Origin of the sequence: Solwaraspora sp. WMMA2056, assembly GCF_030345095.1 — a bacterium.
GTDB lineage: Bacteria > Actinomycetota > Actinomycetes > Mycobacteriales > Micromonosporaceae > Micromonospora_E.
In genome coordinates this window covers 4,054,721-4,076,060 of the sequence record NZ_CP128360.1, presented here as the reverse complement: position 1 = coordinate 4,076,060, position 21,340 = coordinate 4,054,721, and the positions used below count along the sequence as shown (strand labels likewise).

Here is a 21,340-nt window from a genome sequence, read left to right as displayed (position 1 = left end):
TGGTCGACCGGCAGCATGGCGGCGTGGCACAACCTTCCCCACTCACCGAGGTACGTCGACGCGCGGGAGCGATGCGCGACGCGGGCGAACTGCCTACCGCGGTCGACTATCTGCACCGCGCGCTGACCGCCGGACGCGGCACCTTCGGCGACGACGACCCCGAGGTGCTGCGCACCGGCCACCTGCTTGCCGACCTGTACCGGGCCCAGGATGATCCGCCGGCGGCCCGCCGGGTGCTCGAGGAGACGTTGGCCGCCGGCGAACGCCGTCTCGGCGAGACCCACCCCGCCATGCTCGCCATCGCGTTCGACCTGGGCCTGGTCGCCGACGAACTCGGCAACCGGCACGAGGCCCGCCGCAACATGACACGGGTCGCCGACGCCGGCGCGACGGTGCTCGGCGCCGACCACTGGCAGGTGACCGAGGCGGTGCGCCTTCTGCGCCAGTGGTCGCCGCAGGCAGCACCGGCCGCACCGCCCGGACAGGCCGCACCGCCCGGAACTGTCCCGCCCGGACAGGCCACACCGCCCGGAACTGTCCCGCCCGGACAGGCCACACCGCCCGGATCTGTCCCGTCGGACCCACCGACGACGCTGCCCCGGCCGGACCACGACCCCGCGCCGGCTGCGCCGGGCCGGTCGCTGGCGCCGCCGCCCGACCCCGTCGTCGTCCCGGCGGCACCGAACGTCCGAGGTACGTCCGGTGTACCGGCCGTGGTGGCGATCGGCGCCGCCGCAGCCGCGGTGATCGCCGCCGTCGTCGTGGTCATGGTGGGAATGACGGTCCTGCTCGACAGGCAGACCAGTCCGACCGGGACACCCCAGCGGCCTGATCCGGCGGGCACGGGGGCAGATCCACCGACCGGGGTACGGCTCACCGACGACCGCACCGCCATCACGATCAACTGGACCGATCCGACCGCGGGAACGGTGCCGTTCATCGTGGCCAGCGGCCGCAGCGGGCAGCAACTCGGCGCGTTGGCCACGGTCCCGCCCGGCACGACGACGTTTACCGTCAACGGTCTCAATCCCGAGGCCGACTACTGCTTCGCGGTGCTGGCTGTCTACTCTGCCGACGAGTACCTACCGTCCGATCAGGTGTGCACCGGTCGCCAGAATCCGGACTGAACATTCGGATCCCTCGGCTGGCCTGCACGGATGTGAATGTCACGCGCATTCGACAGACCGGGTCCGACAGTTGTCCACAGGGCTGGTGCACGGGTTTTACGCATTGACCGCAGGGCCCATAGGATGACCTGCGGTCAGCCTGGGTGTACGCGCCGTCCGACCTGTTCGGCAGCAGCGACACGGCAACGGCGGACGACGATGAGGCACAACGGACGATCCGGCGACGTCACGGGAGGCGAGCGACTGTGTCACGTACCGGCAAAGGCATCACGCAGGGCACTGCGGCGGCGGTCCGACGTCCGTTGCGCGGCCGGGGCGCGCTGGTCACGATCGGTACGGTGACGGCCCTGGTCGCCGGGATGGGTCTGACCGTGCTGGGGCTCGGTGCCGCCGACCACGCGGTCGCCGGCTACGACGCGAGTTCCTGGCTGTGGAGTTCCGCGCGCAGCGAGCTGGCCAGAGTCAACGGGCTGACCGGTCGGGTCGACACCCGCGTGGAGGTCGCCGACTCCCGCAGCCATCAGATGCAGATCGTCCAGACCGACCAGTTCCTCGTTCTGCGGGACCTCGCGACCGGTCAGATCAGCTCCCTCAATCTCGCCACCCTGCAGATCAGCGCGACGACCCGCAGCACCACCGGCCTCGGTGTCAGCGTCGCCCTGCATGACGACGCGGCCTTCATCGTCGACGCGGTGCAGGGAGTGGTCCGTCAGATCGACCCGAGGTCGCTGCAGCCGGTCGGTGAGCCGGTGCGCTACCCCCCGGGGATCACCGGCGGGTACTTCGACGGGGCCGGCCGGTTGTGGATCGGGGTGCCGAGCGAAGGTACCGTGTCGGCGATCACCGCCGCCCCGTTGCCGGAGGCGCCCGCGCAGGGTGCTCCGGACACGGTCTTCGACTCCTCCCTGCCCGTTGCGACGCCGACGACCCCGGACGCCACCGCCGGGCTGCCCGGGCCCACCCTGGTCCGGACGGTCGCCGTCGCGCCGCCCCGCAACGAGCTCGCCTTGTCCGCACTCGACGACGGGGTCGCGGTGCTCAACCGCACGGCCGGCACGGTGACCGTGCTGCGTGGCGACACCACCCGCGAGATCCGCCTGGACCTGCGGGGTCCGGGGATCATGCCGACCCGGTCCACCGGCGATCAGCTCGTGGTGACCGTGCCGGAGCGACGTCGGGTGCTGATGATCGATCCCGCCGGCGCGGTCAGCGAGTTGACGGTGCCCGGCGAGGGCACGGCGTTGCGCGCCGCGGTCGCCTGGGCCGGCCGGATCTACTGCGCCGACGAACGCGCCCGCGAGGTCTACGCCTTCGACGCCTCCGGCGCGGCACCGACGACGATCGGCATCCCCGAGGCATCCGGCCCCCTTGAGCTGGAGGTCCGGGAGAACCATCTGTTCATCAACGCACCCGACGCGGCCACCGCCCGGGTCGTGACCGACCAGCACGAGGTGCACGAGGTCGACAAGTACGTCAACGACATCCTCGGCGGTGACCCGCCACCGGCGCCCCCGCCACCGCCTCCGCCGCCGGCACCGACGGTCGGCCCGCCGGGCGCCCCACGCAACGTCACCGCCGCCGCCGGCGACACCACGGCGCGGGTCACCTGGCGTGCGGCACCGGACAACGGCGCGAGCATCCTGCGGTACGTGATCACCGGTGCCGGCACCACCGTCGAGGTCGGCGCCAACCAACGGTCGTTCGACGTCACCGGGCTGACCAACGGTGACACCTACCGGTTCTCCGTACACGCGGTGAACGCCGAAGGTGCCGGCCCGCGCCGGGAGTCCAATCCGGTCGTGCCCACCGCGGCGGTTCCCGACGCCCCGACCAGTGTCACAGCCGAGGCCCGCCCGGACGGTTCGGTCCTGGTCAGCTGGCCGGCCGCCGACGGGCAGGGCAACACCGTCACCGGATACGTGGTGACGGCCGGGTCTGCGCAGTCCGACGCGCCGGCTGGCGACACCGACGGCACCGAGCTGGTCGTCGCGCCCGGCACCCTCGACTACGGTACGCAGTACGCGTTCACCGTCGTCGCCGTCAGTGACCAGGGTGCCCACTCGACGGCGTCGCCGCTGAGCAACACGGTCGTGCCGTTCACGGTTCCCGGTGAGCCGGGGTCGGTGACCGCCAGCACCGTGGCCGACCAGCGCGGCGCGATCCGGGTCGGCTGGCAGCCGGCTGCCGGCAACGGCCGTCCGGTGACCGGGTACGTCGTGGTCGCCGGTGACCGACGCACCGACGTCGCCGACGGCACCGGGGTCACCGTCACCGGGCTCGGCGACGGTGCCGACGTCCCGGTGTCGGTCCACGCGGTCAACGAGGCCGGCGACGGACCGGCGGTCACCACCACCGCCCGGACCGTCGCACCGCCGAAGGTCACCGTCACCGGGGCCACCGCCGACACCAACTCGGTGACTCTGGCCTTCACCGTCGACGCCGGTGGCGGGCAGCCGAGCTGCAGTGCCGGGGTCGACGGTGGGCCGACCGTCACCGGCGGATGCGACAGCATCCGGGTGACCGGGCTGTGGCCGGGGCGGTCGTACACCCTCACTGTGCGTGCCAGCAACGCCGCCGGCACCGGCACGGCCGGCCACACCCGGGCGACCGCCGCCCTCCAGGGGACCGCCACCTGCGTGAACGGACCGGACGGCGAACAGCGGACGTACTGCGACTCCGACGTGCCGGGGCGCAACGGCAACGAGATCTTCGCCGTACCGGAGCAGGACAACGACCGTCAGGTGGGTTGGGTGCCCAACGGCACCCGGTTGACCGCGCTGTGCCGGCGGTCCGGTGAGCACGTCGACGCCTGGATCTACAACGGGAACAAGGCCAGCACCTGGTGGATCCGGGTCGAGTACTCCGGCCAAAACTACATCCCGTGGGCCTGGCTGAACCTGGCCGGCGGCGACAACCTGAACGCACTGCCCACCTGCTGACCACCCGGCCCGGGTGGTCAGCCCGGCCCGCCGTGGCCCAGCACGCCCGGCCGGTCACCCAACCGGCCACGATCCGCTCGGCAAGGAGAACGACCCCGTGACCGCGACCGCACCCTTGACTCCGTCCGAGGTGGCCGGCTTCGCCTCGGTCGCCACCCGCCTTGCCAGCCGGATCGCCACCGTGGTGCTGGGCAAACCCGAGGTGGTCCGGCTCGCGTTGACGGCCCTGTTCGCCCAGGGGCACGTGCTGCTGGAGGACGTACCAGGGGTGGGCAAGACGACGCTGGCCCGGGCGATCGCCGCCACGGTGCACGGCCACTGGCGGCGCATCCAGTTCACCCCCGATCTGCTGCCGGCCGACGTGTCCGGGGTGACCATCTTCAACCAGTCGACCCAGGGTTTCGAGTTCCACCCGGGACCGGTGTTCGCCAACATCGTCATCGCCGACGAGATCAACCGGGCCTCCCCGAAGACCCAGTCCGCGCTGCTGGAGGTGATGGAGGAACGGACGGTCACCGTCGACGGGGTGCGGCACGCCGTCCCCCGGCCGTTCCTCGTCGTCGCCACCCAGAACCCGGTCGAGATGGACGGCACGTACCGGCTGCCGGAGGCGCAACTGGACCGCTTCCTGGTCCGGTTGTCGGTGGGCTATCCCGACGAACAGACCGAGATCGAGGTGCTCCGTGGCGCAACGCTGCGCTCTCCGGACGCACTCGAAGCGGTCACCGACACCGCCACCGTCGGCGAGCTGATCCGGTTGGCCCAGCGGGTGCACATCGCCGACCCGCTCTACGGGTACGCCGTCCGGCTGGCCACCGCCACCCGGTCACATCCTCAGGTCCGGGTGGGGGTCAGTCCACGGGGGGTGATCGCGTTGACCCGTGCCGCGTGCGCGTACGCGCTCGTCAACGGGCGCGGCTTCGTCCTGCCGGAGGATCTCAAGGCGCTGGTGGAGCCGGTGTTCGCCCATCGGCTGCTGCTCACCGCCGACGCCCAACTGCGGGGCGTCACCGCCGCCGAGGTGCTCGCCGAGGCGACCCGCGCGGTGCCGGTGCCGCTGCCCTCGGGCCAGCCCGCGCCGACGCCGGTCTGAGCCGGCCGCCATGACCGTCACGTCCCGCTGTCTCGGCCTCGGTGTCGCTTCGGCGCTGCTCACCGTCGTCGGCTCCGTGCTCGGGTACGCCGAGCTGGTGCTGCTCGGCGCCGCCGGGCTGGTCGTGATCGGCTACGCCGCCGCCGCCGTGTCCTGGCAGCCTCGTCTGGCGGTACGCCGCAGCGTGCAGCCGGACCGGGTGAACCGGGGCGACGAGTGTGTCGCGACCCTGGTGATCGACAACCAGCGCCGCTGGGGGTCGGCGAGTCTGCTCGCCGAGGAACGCTGCGGACCGCGCTGGCTCACGGTGCCGCTGGTCAGACTGCGACCCGGGGCGCAGACGACAGTGCGCTACCCGGTGCCGACCGACCGGCGCGCGGTGCTGACGGTCGGCCCGCTGCAGGTGTCCCGCCGGGATCCGTTCGGGCTGGTCGCCCTGGCCCGCCGGTACGGTGATCCGGTCCAGGTCTGGATCCGGCCGCAGGTGCACCCGTTGCAGGCGGTGCCGGCCGGGGTCGCCCGCAGCCTCGACGGGCAGATCGACCGGGTCCCGCACGGCAGCATCACCTTCGACTTACTGCGGGAGTACGTCGTCGGCGACGAGCTCCGTCGGGTCCACTGGCGCACCAGCGCCCGGATCGGCCAGCTGATGGTGCGTGAGCAGGTGGACACCAGCCTGCCCCGGCTGGTGGTGCTACTGGACAACCGGATACTCGCCCACCCGGACAGCACCAGCGACGGTTCGCTCACGTTCGAGGCGGCCTGCGAGGCCGCCGCGTCGGTCGTCGACGCCGCGATCCGGGCGGAACTGCCGGTACTGCTGCGGATGGTGGTGGACCAGACGCCCGTCGACGGCCACCCGCTGGACAGGTTGGCCGCGGTGACGTTGGCCCCGGCCGGGCGCCTCGCCGGACCCGACCCGGTCCGGCAGGTCTGCGACCAGCTACGTCAGCAACGACCGGGCGACACGCTGGTCTACCTGACCGGTGCCGGCGACAGCGAGGCCGTCGCGCGCGTCGGTGCCCTGAAGTCGGTGTTCCCGGTGGTGCTGGTCGGTCGGATCACGGGTACGCCGGCCCCGGCAGCCGGGGCCGGCGCGGTGCCGCTCGCCGGCGTACTGGTCGTCGACGCCGCCGACGGTGCCGAGTTCGCCGCCGGCTGGGACGCGGTGGGTGCCCGGTGAACGGCACCCGGCGCAGGAGCGGAGTCGATCGGCTGGCGGTGCCGGCGGTGCTGATCGTGCTGATCGGGTGCGCGGCGGCCCTGCTCGGGCGGATCTATGACGGGCCGGTGGCCACCTGGCTCGTCGCCGGTGCCGGCGGAAGCGCCGTCGTGGTCGGCACGGTCGCCCGGCGGCTGCCGAACTGGCAGGTGGCTCCGCTGTCGGTGATGTCGATGGCCGGCTACCTGCTGGCCGCCGGGTGGTGGACGGCGCGTCGGTCCGAGCTACCTGGTCCGGTGTCGGTGCTGCTGGCCGAGGCCGCGGTCAACGGTGTACCCCGGCTGTTGACCGCGATGATCCCGATGGAGCCGGTGCCGGACACGGTACTGGTGCCGGTCGTCGCCAGCTGGCTCGCCGGCTTCACCGCGACCGAGCTCGCGGTCCGGGGCCGGCGGATGCTGCTCGGCTGCCTGCCGCCGGTGCTGCTGTTCGGTGCCGCGGTGTTCGTCGTCGGCCCGAACGCCGAGCCGGCACACTGGCCGGCGGTCGGTTTCATCGCGGCGACGGCGCTCGGTCTGGCTCTCACCGCAGAGGCGCGCGCCGGTGGGACGGCGACGCCGCAGGCGGGTGTCGCGTCGGCGTCGGGCGGGAGCCGGCCGACGCCGACGAGGGTCGGTGCGCTGCGGCTGCGTTCGGCGGCGCTGTCCGCCGCCGGTGCCGGTGCGGTGCTTCTCGTGGTGGCGCTGACCGCCCCGGTGCTGGTCGCCCGGATCGCCACCACCGGCGTCGATCCCCGGCGCTACGTCACCCCACCGCAGGTGGACAGTCTCGACGAGAATCCGTTGAGTCGGATCTCCGGTTGGGCGCTCAACCCGGACCAGCCGTTGTTCGACGTACAGGTCACCGCCGTCGCCGGCGGCAGCGACGAAGCGCCGGTCGGACCGGCGGCACAGGCCGGCCCGGCACGGCTACGGCTGGCGGTGCTGCACGACTACGACGGAGTGACCTGGCGGGTCGGCGGCACCTACCGCAACGCCGGCCGGGTCCTGCCGGAGTCCCCGTCGGACGGGATCACGCTGGCCCACGCCGAGAGTCGGCCGGTCCGCCAGCGGATCACCGTCGCGCAGCTGACCGGTCGGCTGCTGCCCGCGATACCGACCCCGTCGCGGGTGGACGGGGTCCGGGTCGCCTACGACGCGACCAGCGGCACCCTGCTGCACCCGGAAGGGCTCACCGCCGGGGTGAGCTATCAGGTCGAATCGGTGCCGCCACGGCCCGCGCTGAACGCGTTGACCACGGCCGACGTACCGGCCGGCGAGTCGGTGGCGCGGGTGCTGCGAGTCGCCGACGGCGTACCGGCCGACATCAGCCGGCTGGCCCGGCAGCTCGCCGAGGACAACGGTGCACCGTATCAGCGTGCGTTGGCCGCCGAACAGTTCCTCGCCGAGCACTACCGGTTGGTCGCCGACGCGCCGAGTGGGCACGCGTACCCGAATCTGGGCTTCTTCCTGCTCGGCCCCCGCGATGCCGGCGGCCAACGCGGCACTTCCGAGCAGTTCGCCACCGCGTACGCCCTGCTCGGCCGGCTGATGGGCCTGCCGACCCGGGTCGTCGTCGGGTTCGTCGGGCCGCCCGGTGGCGGGATGGTGCAGGGCGTGCACGCGGTCGCCTGGCCGGAGGTGCTGTTCGCCGGTGTCGGCTGGGTACCGTTCGATCCACTGCCTCGACCGGACTCCACCCCCCGCCCGGTCGAGGAGGATTTCCGGCCGGCGCCGGTCGAGTCGACACCGCCGGTGGAGCCGACCTCGCTGCCCGAGGTCGACGCGGCACCCACTCCCCCGTCGGCGGCGGCAGGCGGGTCGCCTCCCGCGCGTGGCGACGGGTGGCTGATCTCCACCGCCGGCGGCGCCATCGTCGCCGTCCTCGCCGGGGGAATCGTCGCGGTGCTGGTCCTACGCCGCCGGCAGCGGCGGCACCGGTTGGCAGTCGGGGCACCGGCGGACCGGATCGCCGGGGCCTGGCTGGAGGTGGTCGACGCCCTGCGGCTCGCTGGTCATCCGGCCGGCGCACATCTGTCCGCCAGTGAGGTGACCCGGCACAGCGGGTCGCTGCCGGGCGGGCCGCTGCCGAGCCTGGCACCACTCGCCGAGGTGGTGAACCTCGCCACGTTCGCACCCAGGCAGGCCGACCAGGGGCAGGCGACCAGGGCCGGGACGTACGCCACCGAGTACGTGGCAGCGCTGCGTTCGCGCCGCCCGTGGTGGCGACGGATCCTCTGGTCGCTGCATCCGGGGCCGTTGCGCTGGCGCCGGCGAGGGTCGCCGACATACCGGCGCGGTCACCACTGACGTTAGGCTTACCTAAGCGTTGGTGGACGGGAGGCGGAACGGTGACCGCAACGTCGGAGGACACCCGGACAGAGTCGTTGGCACAGCTGCTCGGCGGTCGGCGTGGCGCGGTCGACGCGACCGCACCACCGGTGGCGTTCGGACTCGGGTGGGCGCTGGGTGGGCAGTCGATCTGGATCGGCGTCATCGCGGCGGTCGCCACCGGTGTGCTGATCGCGGCGCTGCGGCTGCGCCGCGACGACCGGCCCCGCTCGGTGCTGATCGGGCTGCTCGCGGTCTGTGTGGCGGCGATCATCGCGCTCTACACCGGCCGGGCCACCGACTTCTTCCTGCTGCAACTGCTTTCCAACGCGGCGAGCGCGTTGGTCTGGATGGTCAGCATCGTGGTGCGCTGGCCGTTGCTGGGCGTGGTGGTCGGTGGGGTGCTGGGCCAGCGTGGCCGGTGGCGGCGTGACCCGGAGCTGCTGCGGGCGTACGGTCGCGGCAGTTGGGTGTGGGTCGGTCAGTACGTCGTCCGGGTCGCGGTCTTCGTCCCGCTGTACCACGCCGACCAGGTCGTGGCGCTGGTGGTCGCCCGGGCCGGGCTGAGCTGGCCACTGGTCGCCACCTGCCTGGCGGTGAGCTGGTGGGTCGTCCGCCGGTCACTGCCGGCCACGCACCCTGGCTTACGTCACCCCCGGTCCAGTACGGTGTCCCCCGCTGACCCGGCGCCGGCCACGGCACCGATCACGGCACCCCGGCCGGCCAGCGTGACCGACACCGCGGACAGTGTGCCCCGACCGGGCTCCTGACGCCGCCCCCGGCCAGCTTTGACGATGCCGCCCGGACCGGGCCAGGGGCCGCGCCAGCCGGCTGCCGGCACCTCGCCACCCGGCCGCCGGCAACGGACCGTCCGGCGAGGACCGTCCGGCCGATCTGCGGATGCCGACGGGCTCGCCGCCTGAACCACCGCCCCTCGGGTGTGACTAGAGTGACGTCGCTGTCCCAATGTCCCTGTCCGAGGAGGCCGGCGATTCGTGGCCGAGAAACCCGCTGACCCTGCTGGTGCCGCTGGACGCGGTGGCCCGGCTGCGGAAGGTGCCCTCGCTCAACCGACGGTCGAGCTGAACGTGCTCGGCGGCCGGGTGGCCGCCGGAGGCTACGACGAGCCGACGGTCGAACAACCGATCGTCCGTCGACCGGGCGGTCCACCGCAACGGCAGGCTGGTCCGGCGGACCGCGCCGCCGACGGACTCGACGAGCCGACCGTGGAGCAGCCGGTCGTCCGGCCCAGATCCGCGCCGGCGGCGAACCGTTCGGCCTCGCCGGCCCCCGCAGCCGCGTCGGCCGGCGCACCACAACCGGCACCACACACGTCACAGGCACCACAACCGGCGCGATCGGCACCACAACCGGCACCACAACCGGTGCCACAGGCACGACAGCCGGAGCCGGAGCCGGTGGACGTCGCGACCGCAGCGGCCCCGACCCCCACCCCGGCGGGTGCGTCGAGCCGGTCGACGCCGACGGCACCACCGGACGAGCCGGACCGGTTCATCGCGGTGGTCCGTCGGTACGGGTGGGTTGCGGCGGCGGGCGCGGTCGCGACGGTGGTGCTGCTCTGCTCGGCGCCGTTCGTGTCCGGCAACGGACTGACCTGGACTCCGGCGGACTCGTCGCTGACCCCGTCGCCGCCGGCACCGACGGTCAGCGAGTCCGCACCACCGCCGACCCCGCAGACGACCGAGGTGTCACCGGCGGCTGGGGCGGGCCGCGACGGCGAACCGGCGGCACCGGCGGGTGACCCGCAGGGCGTCGCCCGGCCGCCGTCGTCGCCGGCCCCGTCCGTGGCGCCGACTCCGGTGCCCACGCCGCCGCCGGCCAGTGCGGCTCCTCCGGCGGCCGCTCCGGTGCGGCTCGGCCCCGACTCCGACGACGACCTGCGTCGGATGCTCGACGACTACTGCAAGCAGCGTTTCGGCGGCCCGTGGATGGCCTGGCCCAGGAGTTGGCCGGGGTCCGGCAACGACTGGGAGTGTGTCCGGCCGTGGACCAGTGACGACCACGATCTCGACGTCGGCCGGGCCTGCGTCACCCGCTACGGGGAACCGGCGTACGCCGAGGCCGGCGACCGCCGGGATCCGTTCAGCTGGCGCTGCTACCGACGCTGACGTGACCGCTCCGGCAACTGCCGGCCGGCCTACCGTCCAACCGAAGGTGTGGTGGGCCGACCGGGATCGCTGCGTTGGCCGATCCCGGCCGACCCACCACGGGCGGGCCTGACCGTGGGAATCAGGCCGTCTGCGGGCGGTCCGGGCACTCCGTCACCGGAGTGCCCGACTCGCGAGGGTGGGGCGGTTGGTATGTGGGTGATGCGGGTGTCGAGGTGTCCGGGTGGGCGGGGCCGGCCGCCCACCCGGACACCGGTCCATCAGTTGCCCGGGAACAGCAGGGCGTAGTCCGCGAAGGCCATCGCCAGGTCCGACTGTGCCCAGAACCGGTGGTACTCGAACTGCGGCTCCGGTCCACCGTTGAGGTACGCCTCGACCTTCGGCCAGTCGGGGTCGTCCTTGTAGAAGGATCGGATGTCCACGAAGCTCTTGCCCGGCTCGATGACGTCACCGTTGGGCATGGTGCCCCGCCAGCCGTTGGGGATGTAGAGCCCCTGTCCGGTGGAGGCGTTGTAGACGTCGTCGAAGCGGCGGTAGTCGCCCCGGGTCTCCACCGTGGTGACACCCTTCGGGCCGGCGTTGGCGTGCAACGCGTCCAGCAGACCCTTGGCGGTGTCCCGGGCGGCGGTGCTGCCCGATCGCGCCGCGTACCACATCAGGGTCCGGGCGTAGGCGGAGGCGACACCGACGTCCTGGCCGTAACCGGTGACCTCGACGCGCAGGTTGCTGTTGGCGCCGGGGTTGGTCGCGTTCCAGGTGTCCGGCGCGCCGCTCCACCGCATGGTCGACGGGATGGAGAACTCCCCGCCGGTGCCGATCTCGGTGTGCGAGATGGCCCACGGGACCCACTTGTCCAGGATCCGCTTGGCCCGTGCGTCGCCGGTGACGTGGTAGACCTCAGCGACCCGCTGCAGGGACCAGACCTGCATGCCGAACCACTCGTTGCTGCCCGGGTCGTGGTAGACCGGGTGCTCCGTGTAGTACATGCCGTAGAAGGTCGGGGTGCCGGCCGGCGGCTGGGCGTAGGAACCGTTCCAGCTGTTGGTGGCACCACCGGCGATCGCGCCGTCGGCGGACTGCAGCCACTGGTAGAACTCCATCTGCCGGTTGAAGCTCTGTGTCCAGTCCTGGTTCGCCGTGGCACCGCGCGGACGCAGCTCGGGAACGTTGGTCAGCGCCCAGGCCGCGAACGGGTTCTGGTAGCCCATGTGGTTGTGGCTGGAACCGATCCGCCACGACCACGCCGCCGAGGTGTCGGTGGCGCCACCCCAGGCGTAGTACCAGGACATCAGGTAGTGCGCCGAGTCCTTGCCGGTACCGGCCGGGCAGGTGGTCGCGCCGACGCAGTTGCCGATGCGCTTGAAGTACTTGTCGAACATCGCGTACCGCAGGTAGTCGCCCATCCGGGCGGCCTTGGCCACGGTCGCCGCGACGTCGGCCTGCTTGCCCTGCTCACGGGCCCAGATCAGCGCCCAGTAGGCGGCCTGGATCGCGCGGGCGTCGGCGTCGGGGGCGTTGGTGTACTTCCACTGTGACGCCGGGGCGTTGGCCTCGGCGACGAACAGGTCGAGGTAGCCGTTAGGGCCGCCGTGACGCTTGGTGTCGCAGGACGGCTGCGGAACCGTCTCCCACACCGACTCCTGCGGGCCGCGTTGGAAGGTGTTGATGTACGCCGGCCGGGTGGTGCCGTCGCCGCAGCGACCGAACCCGTAGACGTTGTCGACGTCGAGCAGCCAGTGCATGCCGTAGATCTGTCCGGTGCCGTACGCCGACTGCAGCTCGTTGCGCAGCGGGTCGACGCCGACCGGCACGTTCTGGTTCAGCCGGGACGGGTACTGGTTCGGCTGCAGGTACTCGGCGGCGTACTGCGGGGTGCCGGCGACGCCTGCGGTCGGCTGGTCCGCCGTACCGGGGATGATGTAGCGCTCCATCACGGTCCAGGCGTTGTTGAACGGCGCCCAGTTCTCGGTGACCCGGCCGTAGCTGGCCTCCAGCCAGATCCAGAAGCTGAACGCCTCCGAAGTGGTCTCGTGGCCGTGGTCCGGGGCCTCGACGATCAACGTCTCGATCGAGTGGTACGGCACACCCTCGGGACTGAAGTACCCGGAGTTCTTGATCTTGCCGTACTGCTCCAGGAAGCGCTCGATGTACTCGTTGTCGCCACCGGGCGAGTCGTTGTCGATCTCGGTCACCACGATGGACAGCGGCGCGATACCGGTCGCCGTCGCGGTGATCGTCGCCGTACCGCTGACGGTGTCCTCGTCCTCGGCGGCCGACACGGTGACCGTCGCCCCGGTGTTCCAGTTGCTCGGGGTGAGGGTAACCGACGACGGCGACCGGGTGATGCTGCTGTCACCGGCGATGGCCAGGGTGACCGGCACGTTCGCGGTCGGCGCGGAACTCAGCCGCAGGTTGAAGGTGGCGCTGCCGCCTTCGTCGACGCTGACCGACGACGGGGTCGCGACCAACGTCGGACCGGGGTTGGCCCGGCCGACGGTGAAGGCCCGTTCGGCCGTCGCCGTGGCACCGGCGTTGTCGTACGCCCGGGCCTGGACCGTGTAGCTGCCGGCGGGCAGGTCCTCCAGGACGTACTGGTACGGGCTGGTGGTGTCGGTGTTGACCAGCATCCCGTTGCGGTAGAACTCGACCCGGTCGATGGTGCCGTCGGGGTCGCTCGCGGTGGCGGTCAGCGGCACGTCGGCGGGGGCGGTGAAGGGCCCCGACGGGACGGTCAGGCCGACTGTCGGTGGCTGGTTCTGCTGGGCGCCGTTGCAGGTCACGCCGTTGATGGAGAACGAGGTGGGCTTGGGGTTCGACCCGGTGTGGCTTCCGTTGAAGCCGATGCTGGTCGACTGGCCGGTGGCGAGATTGCCGTTCCAGCCGGCGTTGGTGGCGGTCACCACGTTGCCGGACTGCGTCCAGTTGGCCGACCAGCCCTGGGTGACCCGCTGGCTACCGGGGAAGGTGAACCGCAGGGTCCAGCCGGTGAGCGGGTCGCCAAGGTTCTCGATCGTCACGTTGGCGGTGAAGCCGTTGTTCCAGTCGTTGGTCGCATAGACGACGTTGCAGGCGGTGGCCGCGTTGGCGACGCCGGGGACGACGGCGACACCTCCGACGACCATCGCGCCGGCGGCGAGCATCGCCAACCGTCGTCTCGTAGCGGTCAATCTCATGTGCGGGGTTCTCCTCGCGGACCAGGCCGAGACAGTGGGGGTACGGCTCGGCTTGGCGCCTGATGCGCGGTGGGCGATGTCGTGGAGCAGCGCGCGGGACGCAAGGCGCCGGATTTGTTGGTGGAACCCGTCCCGGACCGGGGTCGGCGTACGGCCGGAAGCGCCTGAACCGGCGAATCCGGAACATGTGCGTGGTGCCGTACCGGCGTGACGCCGGATGCCCTCGGCTACCCCTGTCGCGCGGTCTGCTGGCTCCCACCGCGATGGTCGACAGTGTTACATGGGAGCGCTCCCGCATCAAGTGGCAACATCGACGGCCTTGCCCTCGGACGCGGATCTGACCGGCCCGAGCTGGGCGTTCACCCCGGGGCGGGCACCGGCGACCCGCGCCACACCACCTACCGACATGTTTCGATCTCGTTTTGGGTCTTTCACAAACCCGTGACGGGGACTACAGTCCAAAACCAACGTCGATGGGAGCGCTTCCATCGACAGACTTGGCAGTAGTTGATGCTACACCGTACTTGCGGTGCACCGCCGTCCGAGGCGGAGCGCCGCTACCGGACGCACCACCGCCGGCGGGCCAGCCCGGACTCCGTCGGCGGTTGCGGACACCACCCGGGAGAGGAGGTGGATCCAGAGCCACTAGCGTGGCCCGGCTCCCGCGCGTCACGCACGACCTGGACGCCAAACCGCTCGTGCGTGGAAGCAACTGATGGTGGGGACGGGGGTTGCCCTCCCCGTCCCCACACTAGTTTTCTGATCACCACGGGGAATCGGTCGACCCGGCAACCCGGGCCGCCGTCCGGCCGACGTCCGGACCGTCACGTGCCCGCCCGTACGGCACCTCCCGGTCCACCGCACCCGGCGGCGAGGCCGTTCCCTCGCCCGTTCACAGTCAGCCGAATCCCCCACTCACGCGACCCCGTCCGGCACACCGTGCCCGTGCCGCATCAGCAGTGGAAGGGATACCACTGTCGAGGAGTCCCGATGGCCGCACTTTCCCACCGGCACCTGCAGCGCCGGGCAGAGCGCTCCGCCGCTGGTCCGGCTGGCGCCGGCACCGAGCCGCCGCAGCTGCGGCCCGCCCCGGAGCGACCGCTGGGCCTGCACTTCCCGGACGGCTTCCAGTGGGGCGCGGCGACATCGGCGTACCAGATCGAGGGTGGTGCCAAGGAGGACGGTCGCGGCGAATCGATCTGGGACACCTTCAGCCACACCCCCGGGCGCATCCGTGGCGACGACAACGGCGACCTTGCCGCGGACCACTACCACCGCTACGACGCCGACCTCGATCTGATGCGCGATCTCGGGCTGCACAGCTACCGCTTCTCCATCTCCTGGCCCCGGATCCAGCCGGACGGCACCGGCGCACCGAACCAGCGCGGCGTGGACTTCTACCGCCGGTTGGTCGACGGCCTGCTCGACCGGGGCATCGCGCCGATGGCCACGCTGTTCCACTGGGACCTGCCCCAGGCCCTGCAGGACACCGGCGGCTGGGAGTCGCGCGACGTGGCGTACCGGTTCGCCGAGTACGCGGAGATCCTGTTCCGGGCACTCGGCGACACCGTCGGGGTCTGGTTGACGATCAACGAGCCGAAGACCGTGGTGCAGAACGGGTACCTCACCGGACACCACGCGCCTGGCCTGCCCGACCCGGACGCCGCGTACCTGGTCGCCCATCACCTGCAACTCGCGCACGGTCTGGCGGTGCAGGCGCTGCGCGCCAGCCGTACGGCGTGCCGGATCGGCCCCGCGCTGAACCTGCATCCGTGCTATCCCGCCGACGACAGCGCCGGCGCGGCCGCTGCGGCGCGCCTCTACGACGGGTACGAGAACCGGCTCTACCTCGACTCCATCTTCCTGGCAAGTTACCCGGCCGACGTCCTGGCCGACCTCGGCCCGGACAGCCGGATGGCCCGTGGCATCCGCGACGGTGACCTGGAGATCATCGCGGCGCCGGTGGATCTGCTCGCGGTGCAGTACTACACCCCGTTGTACGTCACCGCCGACGGCACCACCGTGAACCGGTGGACCACGTCGGAAGCGGACTGGCAGCAGATCTACCCCGACGGCATGTTCGACGTGTTGACCAGGGTGCACCGCGACTACGGCGCGGTGCCGATCACGATCACCGAGAACGGGCTGCCGACCCCGGACCGCGTCGGGGCCGACGGCACCGTCGACGACCCGGGCCGGATCATGTTCCTGCGCGACCACCTCGCGGCCGTGCACCGGGCGATCGGCACCGGAGTGCCGGTGGAGAGCTACCACGTCTGGTCGTTGATGGACAACTTCGAATGGGCCGAGGGGTACGAACAGCGCTGGGGCCTGATCTACGTCGACTATCCCAGTCAACGACGGATCCTCAAGCGCAGCGCACACTGGTACCGGCGGGTGATCACCGAACACGCGGTCTGACCTGCGGCCACCCGCTCGACACGGTCGCCGGGCTCGGCAAGGTCCGCCCTGTCGCCCCCGCAAGGTCCACCCTCCGGTGGAACCCGGCGACCGGAAGCGAGGAACGCCCACGTACCGCGTCGGCGCGGCGACACACTGTGGTCATGGTGTTCGCGCCCGGTCTGCGGTTGGACCGCCGGTACGTGCTCGCCGACCTGATCGGGCTGGGCGGCATGTCGCAGGTCTGGCGGGCCGACGACGAACTGCTCGACCGGACGGTCGCGGTCAAGGCCCTGACGCCGCCGGTCGCGCCAGCGGTACGCGCGGCCTGTCGACAGGAGGCCCGTGCGGCGGCCCGGATCACCCATCCGCACGTCACCCAGGTGTACGACTACGGTGAGGCGTGTCTGGCCGGCGACGAGGTGGTCCCGTACCTGGTGCTCGAACTGGTGGACGGGGAAAATCTGGCCGCACGCCTCGCCGACGGGCCGCTGCCCTGGCCAGCAGCCGGGTGGCTCGCCGCGCAGGTCGCCAGCGGGCTGGCCGCCGCCCACCGGATCGGCGTGGTGCACCGCGACGTCAAGCCCGGCAATGTCATGCTGACCGCCACCGGGGCGAAGATCCTCGACTTCGGTATCGCCGCCGTCGTCGACGGTGCACCGGCTCCGGACGGCCCGCCCGCACCGGAGGCCGGCTGGCTGCTCGGCACCCCGACGTACGCCGCTCCGGAGCTGCTCGGCCACGGCCCGGCGCATCCGGCCGCCGACGTGTACGCCCTCGGCGTCCTGTACTACGAGATGCTGACCGGTTCGCCGCCGTCACCGGCGCGCAGCTGGTCGGAAGCGGCGCAGCAGCTGCGGCGGGCGGCCGACCCGGTCCGGCCGGCCGCGCCCGGACTGCCGCCGGCGGCGGCCGACCTATGCCTGGCCTGCCTACGTCGCGACCCGGCGGCCCGGCCGAGCGCCGCCGAGGCTGCGGCGGCGTTGCACGCTCTGCTCGGTGTGCAGGTCGACCTGCCGATCCCGGCCCCCAGCGGCAGGGCGGCTCGGCCCGGCGTCGTCGACGGGGCGCCCCGTCGCGGCGACCGGACCCTGGTCGAACGCACTCCTGCCACCGGAGTGGCCGGCCCGGCCCGGGTCGCCGCCGCCCGACCACCCCGGGCCGTCTCGGCCCGGTCACCGGTCGTCGAAGCCGACCCCGGGCCGGCCGGCACCGCCGACGGCCCCGGTCGACGGCCCGCACTGGCCATGGTCGGCCTGGCAGGCGCGGGTGCGGCCGCGCTCATGGCGGCCACGGTCGTCGCCGCCGCGTTCCTGATCGCCCCGACACCGGTCGAGGACAGCCAGGTGGCGCCGACGGCGGTGGGCACCCCGCCGGTGTCCACCACACCGGTGGGGCCAGGGCTGGCCGCACCCGAGCTGCTGGTGGCGGCGGCGTCGGTCGTCGAGCAGTTCGACCTGGCCGTCGCCGACGCCGCCGCGACCGGATCGGTCCGCGCCGACGCGGCCGTCGACCTGCGTACCGCCGTCGACCAGCTGCGGCTCGTGGTCGCCGACGGCACCACCACCGAGCACCTGCGCGGCCAGGTGGGTCAGTTGCGGACCCGGCTCGCCGACCACCGGCAGGCGGGCGCCGTCGACATCGACGTGGCGATCAGCCTGGACCTGATGCTCGCCGCGCTGGTGGCCCGGGCCGGTGACTGAACCGGCGCACGCCACCGGGCCGGTGACCGGGCCGGCGGACACGCCACCCGGCCCGATGGCCGGCCGGTTCAGCGGGGCAGCGCCTGCTGGAGTTCGGCGCGCAACGCCGGGGTCAGCATCTCCCCCGCCTGCTTGGCCAGCCGCGCCATCTCGTAGCCGACCACGCCGATGTCGGCGTCACTGGCCGCCAGGGTGGCCAGGATCGAGCCGTCCCGGATGTTCATGATGAGAAAGTAGCCACGGCCCATCTCCACCACGGTCTGCTTGACCACGTCGTTGTCGAACATCTGCGCGGCACCGGTGGTGATGCTCATCAACCCGGAGGTGACCGCGGCGAGCTTGTCCGCGTGGTCACGTGGCAGGTGGTCCGAGACCGCGACGAGCAGCCCGTCGGACGACACCACGATGGCGTGGGCGACTCCCGGCACGCGTTCGGCGAACGCGCTCACCAACCAACTGAGGTCGCGTGCCTCCTGGCTCAGCGTTCTCACTGTCGTTCCTCCTCAACACGGCGGCCGACCGGCGCCAGGGTCATCTCACCGGGATCTTCGGACTCGGCCCGTCGCACGCCGCCGTAGAAGCTCGACAGCATGCTGCTCACCGCGTCCGGGTCCGGTTCGTCTCGGGGTGCCTGCGGAGCAGGCGGTACGGGTTCGGCCGCGACCGGCAGCGAGGCCATCGGCACCCGTACCGGCAGGCCCTTGTCACTGGTCCCGGCGGTGACCGGCACCACCGGCGGCGCGGGGGTCGGCGGCAGCGGGGCGATCGGCCCACGTTGCCGCTCCCACCAGACGCTGCCGGTGCCGGTCACCGCGACGCCGCCGGCCGAGGCGAGGATGTCCTCGGCCCGTGCCGAGGTCGGGCGCTTGCCGGCCCGGCGTACCGGTGCCGTCCGACCGGTGGCCGCCACCGGACCGGCCGGCAACGCCGCCCGCTGCTGGGGAGCCACCGCGAGCCGCTGCCCGGCGACCGCCGGTGGAGCGGACACCACCACCGGCTCGGCCTCGCCGGGCTGGCGGGGTGCCGGCGCGGCGAACGCCGGGCCGAAGCCGGCGCCGACGATGGCCGGCGGGCGACCCGCGACGGGTTCGTCCGGGAGGGCCCGGGCAGCCGCACCGACCGCACGGATCTCCCGGGTCGGATAGTCGGTGTTCCTGCGTCCCGCCGGCACCGCGTACGGCAGGTCCTGCTCGGGCGGTGGGGCGAGGACCGCCGCCGGCAGCCAGACGTTGGCCACCAGTCCCCGCGCGGCGGCCCGCAGTCGCACCCGCACGCCGAGGCGGGCAGCCAGGTGGCTGACGACGAACAGACCCATCCGCTCGGAGGCGGCGACGTCGGCGGCGGGCGGCTCGGCCAACGTCACGTTCGCCTGGTCGATCGCCTCGGCGGACATCCCCATGCCCTCGTCGGTGATCTCGATGAGTACCGCCTGGGGCGCGTACTCGTGCCCAGTGACGTGCACGTTGGTGTACGGCGGGGAGAAGGCGGTGGCGTTCTCCAGCAGTTCGGCGAGCAGGTGGACCAGGTCGCCCACCGCGTGCCCGACGATGTGCAGCCGCTCCTCGACGTCGTGGCGGATCCGCGGGTACTGCTCGATCTCGGCGGCGGCGGCCAGCGTGACGGCGGACAACGCCACCGGTCGGCCCCACCGCCGGCTGGCCTCGGTGCCGGCGAGCACCAGCAGGCTCTCGTCGTTACGGCGCATCCGGGCCGCCAGGTGGTCGAGCTTGAACAGGTACTCCAGCTGGTCCGGATCGCTCTCGTCGCGCTCCAGTTCGTCGAGCAGCTCCAGTTGCCGCTCCACCAGCACCTGACTGCGGCGGGCCAGGTTGACGAACATCGCGTTGACGTTGCGACGCATCACCGCCTGCTCGACCGCGACGGTGACGGCGCTGCGGTGCACGGCGACGAACGCCTCGGCCACCTCACCGATCTCGTCGCGGGTGCGGACCGCCGCCGGCGCGACGTCGATCTGCGGTACCCCCGCGTCCACCGCACGCAGCCGTTCGAGGGCTTCCGGCAGGTCCAGCTGGGCGACCTGCAACGCCTGGCCACGCAGGGCCCGCAGCGACCGGGCGATCGACCGGCCGATCACCACCGAGGTCAGCAGGGCGATGAACAGTACGCTGAGTACCGCGCCGGCGACCAGCAGGGTGCGCTGCAGCTGCTGGTCGCTGCGCGAGTCGGCCAGCCGGATGGCGTCGCCGAGCACGGTCGCTTCGATCTGTCGCAGCAGCTGGTGACGGTCCTGACTGGCGGTCCACCATCCGTTGGGCTCCAGCACCGCCGCCGGGCCGGAGCCGCTGGCGATGGTGGTCTCCTCCAGCTCTACGGCGGCGACGAACCGGGGGTCGGCGGTCACCTGCTCGTAGCGGGCGATCTGGTTGCTCGTGGCGGTGATCCGGAAGTCGGCCAGCAGGGTCAGTTGCTGGGCCCGTAGGTCGGTCAACCCGGTCAGGGCCTCCGGGCTGTATTCGCCGGCCCGGGCCGCGGCGTAGAGCTCCGCCCGGATCCGCGAGCTCATCTCCTTGACCCGGGACAGCTGTACGTTGCGCAGCACGGCCTGGGTCAGTTCGGGTCGTTCCAGGCCCGGCGACGGCTCGGCGATCAGGGTCAGCAACGCCTCGATGGCCCGGGTGTAGTTGCCGAAGGCCGTGTCGGCGCCGACCACGCCGCTGGCGATCGAGGCCCGCAGCGGCACCAGCTGTGTCAACGACTCCAGGACCGCGTTGTACGCCACCTGCCAGGCGGCGTCACCGCCGGACTGGGAATCGGTGACGGCACGGAAGTCGGCGATGCGCCGGTCGACGGCGTCGTAGTGCTCCTGCAGCGCCTCGCTGCTGGCCGCCGGGTCGAACAACGCGCCGCCTTCGCGGGCGGCGAGTTCCCCGGCCGACCGGTCCCGTTCCTGCTGCAACTCGTGGATCAACGCGGTGGCCTGCTCACTGACCCGGACCTGGTCGGCGAACTCGTTGAGCACGGTCGCCTGCCCCACCAGGGAGCCGGTCTGGACCGAGGCGACCACGAGGAACGCCACCGAGGGGACGACCAGGACGGCGGCGAGTTTCGCCCCCATCCGCCAGTCGCGGGGTCGCAGGCGCAGTCGTCGACGGTGCGGGGTCACCCCGTCGGTGTCGAGCGGACGGCGGCGTGGACTGGACACCATTTTGTCGGACGGGTCACCGGGAGCAACCACCACGCCTCCTCGCAGTTTCCCCGGCACCGGCCAGGCCGAGGAGCGGAGT

At 72.4% G+C, this 21,340-nt stretch carries 12 protein-coding genes; 9 read left to right on the top strand and 3 right to left on the bottom strand.

Annotation, left to right across the window (positions count from 1 at the left end):
* Positions 1-23: 23 nt before the first annotated feature.
* The 7 genes from O7608_RS18550 (at position 24) to O7608_RS18520 (ending at position 10,819) form a co-directional block, all read left to right on the top strand.
* Entirely contained in the window at positions 24-1,127 is a 1,104-nt protein-coding gene (locus O7608_RS18550) for a fibronectin type III domain-containing protein (protein ID WP_289205786.1), read from the top strand.
* Between the two features lie 245 nt (positions 1,128-1,372).
* Complete coding sequence (locus tag O7608_RS18545; RefSeq protein ID WP_421360861.1) at positions 1,373-4,066, top strand: fibronectin type III domain-containing protein; 2,694 nt, start codon at positions 1,373-1,375, stop codon at positions 4,064-4,066.
* A gap of 97 nt (positions 4,067-4,163) precedes the next feature.
* A complete protein-coding gene (locus tag O7608_RS18540) occupies positions 4,164-5,159 on the top strand; it encodes an AAA family ATPase (RefSeq protein ID WP_289205785.1) in 996 nt (331 codons plus the stop codon).
* 10 nt (positions 5,160-5,169) lie between these two features.
* On the top strand, positions 5,170-6,342 hold the full coding sequence (locus tag O7608_RS18535) for a DUF58 domain-containing protein (RefSeq protein WP_289205784.1): 1,173 nt from the start codon (positions 5,170-5,172) through the stop codon (positions 6,340-6,342).
* Positions 6,339-8,669: a transglutaminase TgpA family protein gene (locus O7608_RS18530; protein ID WP_289205783.1), complete on the top strand. Its 2,331-nt coding sequence runs from the start codon at positions 6,339-6,341 to the stop codon at positions 8,667-8,669. The genes O7608_RS18535 and O7608_RS18530 overlap by 4 nt, the downstream gene beginning before the upstream one ends.
* Before the next feature lie 41 nt (positions 8,670-8,710).
* Positions 8,711-9,460, top strand: a complete 750-nt coding sequence (locus tag O7608_RS18525) for a DUF3159 domain-containing protein (protein ID WP_289205782.1) — start codon at positions 8,711-8,713, stop codon at positions 9,458-9,460.
* Between the two features lie 225 nt (positions 9,461-9,685).
* Complete coding sequence (locus tag O7608_RS18520; protein WP_289205781.1) at positions 9,686-10,819, top strand: hypothetical protein; 1,134 nt, start codon at positions 9,686-9,688, stop codon at positions 10,817-10,819.
* A 260-nt stretch (positions 10,820-11,079) separates the two neighbouring features.
* Here the strand turns inward: O7608_RS18520 and O7608_RS18515 are convergent, their stop codons facing one another.
* Entirely contained in the window at positions 11,080-13,992 is a 2,913-nt protein-coding gene (locus O7608_RS18515) for a glycoside hydrolase family 48 protein (RefSeq protein WP_289205780.1), read from the bottom strand.
* A gap of 990 nt (positions 13,993-14,982) precedes the next feature.
* Here O7608_RS18515 and O7608_RS18510 point away from each other — a divergent pair.
* Both O7608_RS18510 and O7608_RS18505 read left to right on the top strand, forming a co-directional pair.
* Complete coding sequence (locus O7608_RS18510) at positions 14,983-16,413, top strand: GH1 family beta-glucosidase (protein ID WP_289205779.1); 1,431 nt, start codon at positions 14,983-14,985, stop codon at positions 16,411-16,413.
* Between the two features lie 143 nt (positions 16,414-16,556).
* Entirely contained in the window at positions 16,557-18,095 is a 1,539-nt protein-coding gene (locus O7608_RS18505; RefSeq protein ID WP_289205778.1) for a serine/threonine protein kinase, read from the top strand.
* 68 nt (positions 18,096-18,163) lie between these two features.
* On the opposite strand, the gene O7608_RS18500 is transcribed toward O7608_RS18505, so the two are convergent.
* Together O7608_RS18500 and O7608_RS18495 are read right to left on the bottom strand one after the other, a co-directional pair.
* Positions 18,164-18,586, bottom strand: a complete 423-nt coding sequence (locus O7608_RS18500) for a roadblock/LC7 domain-containing protein (protein WP_282226867.1) — start codon at positions 18,584-18,586, stop codon at positions 18,164-18,166.
* Entirely contained in the window at positions 18,583-21,291 is a 2,709-nt protein-coding gene (locus O7608_RS18495; protein ID WP_289205777.1) for a sensor histidine kinase, read from the bottom strand. The genes O7608_RS18500 and O7608_RS18495 overlap by 4 nt, the downstream gene beginning before the upstream one ends.
* Between the last annotated feature and the right edge of the window lie 49 nt (positions 21,292-21,340).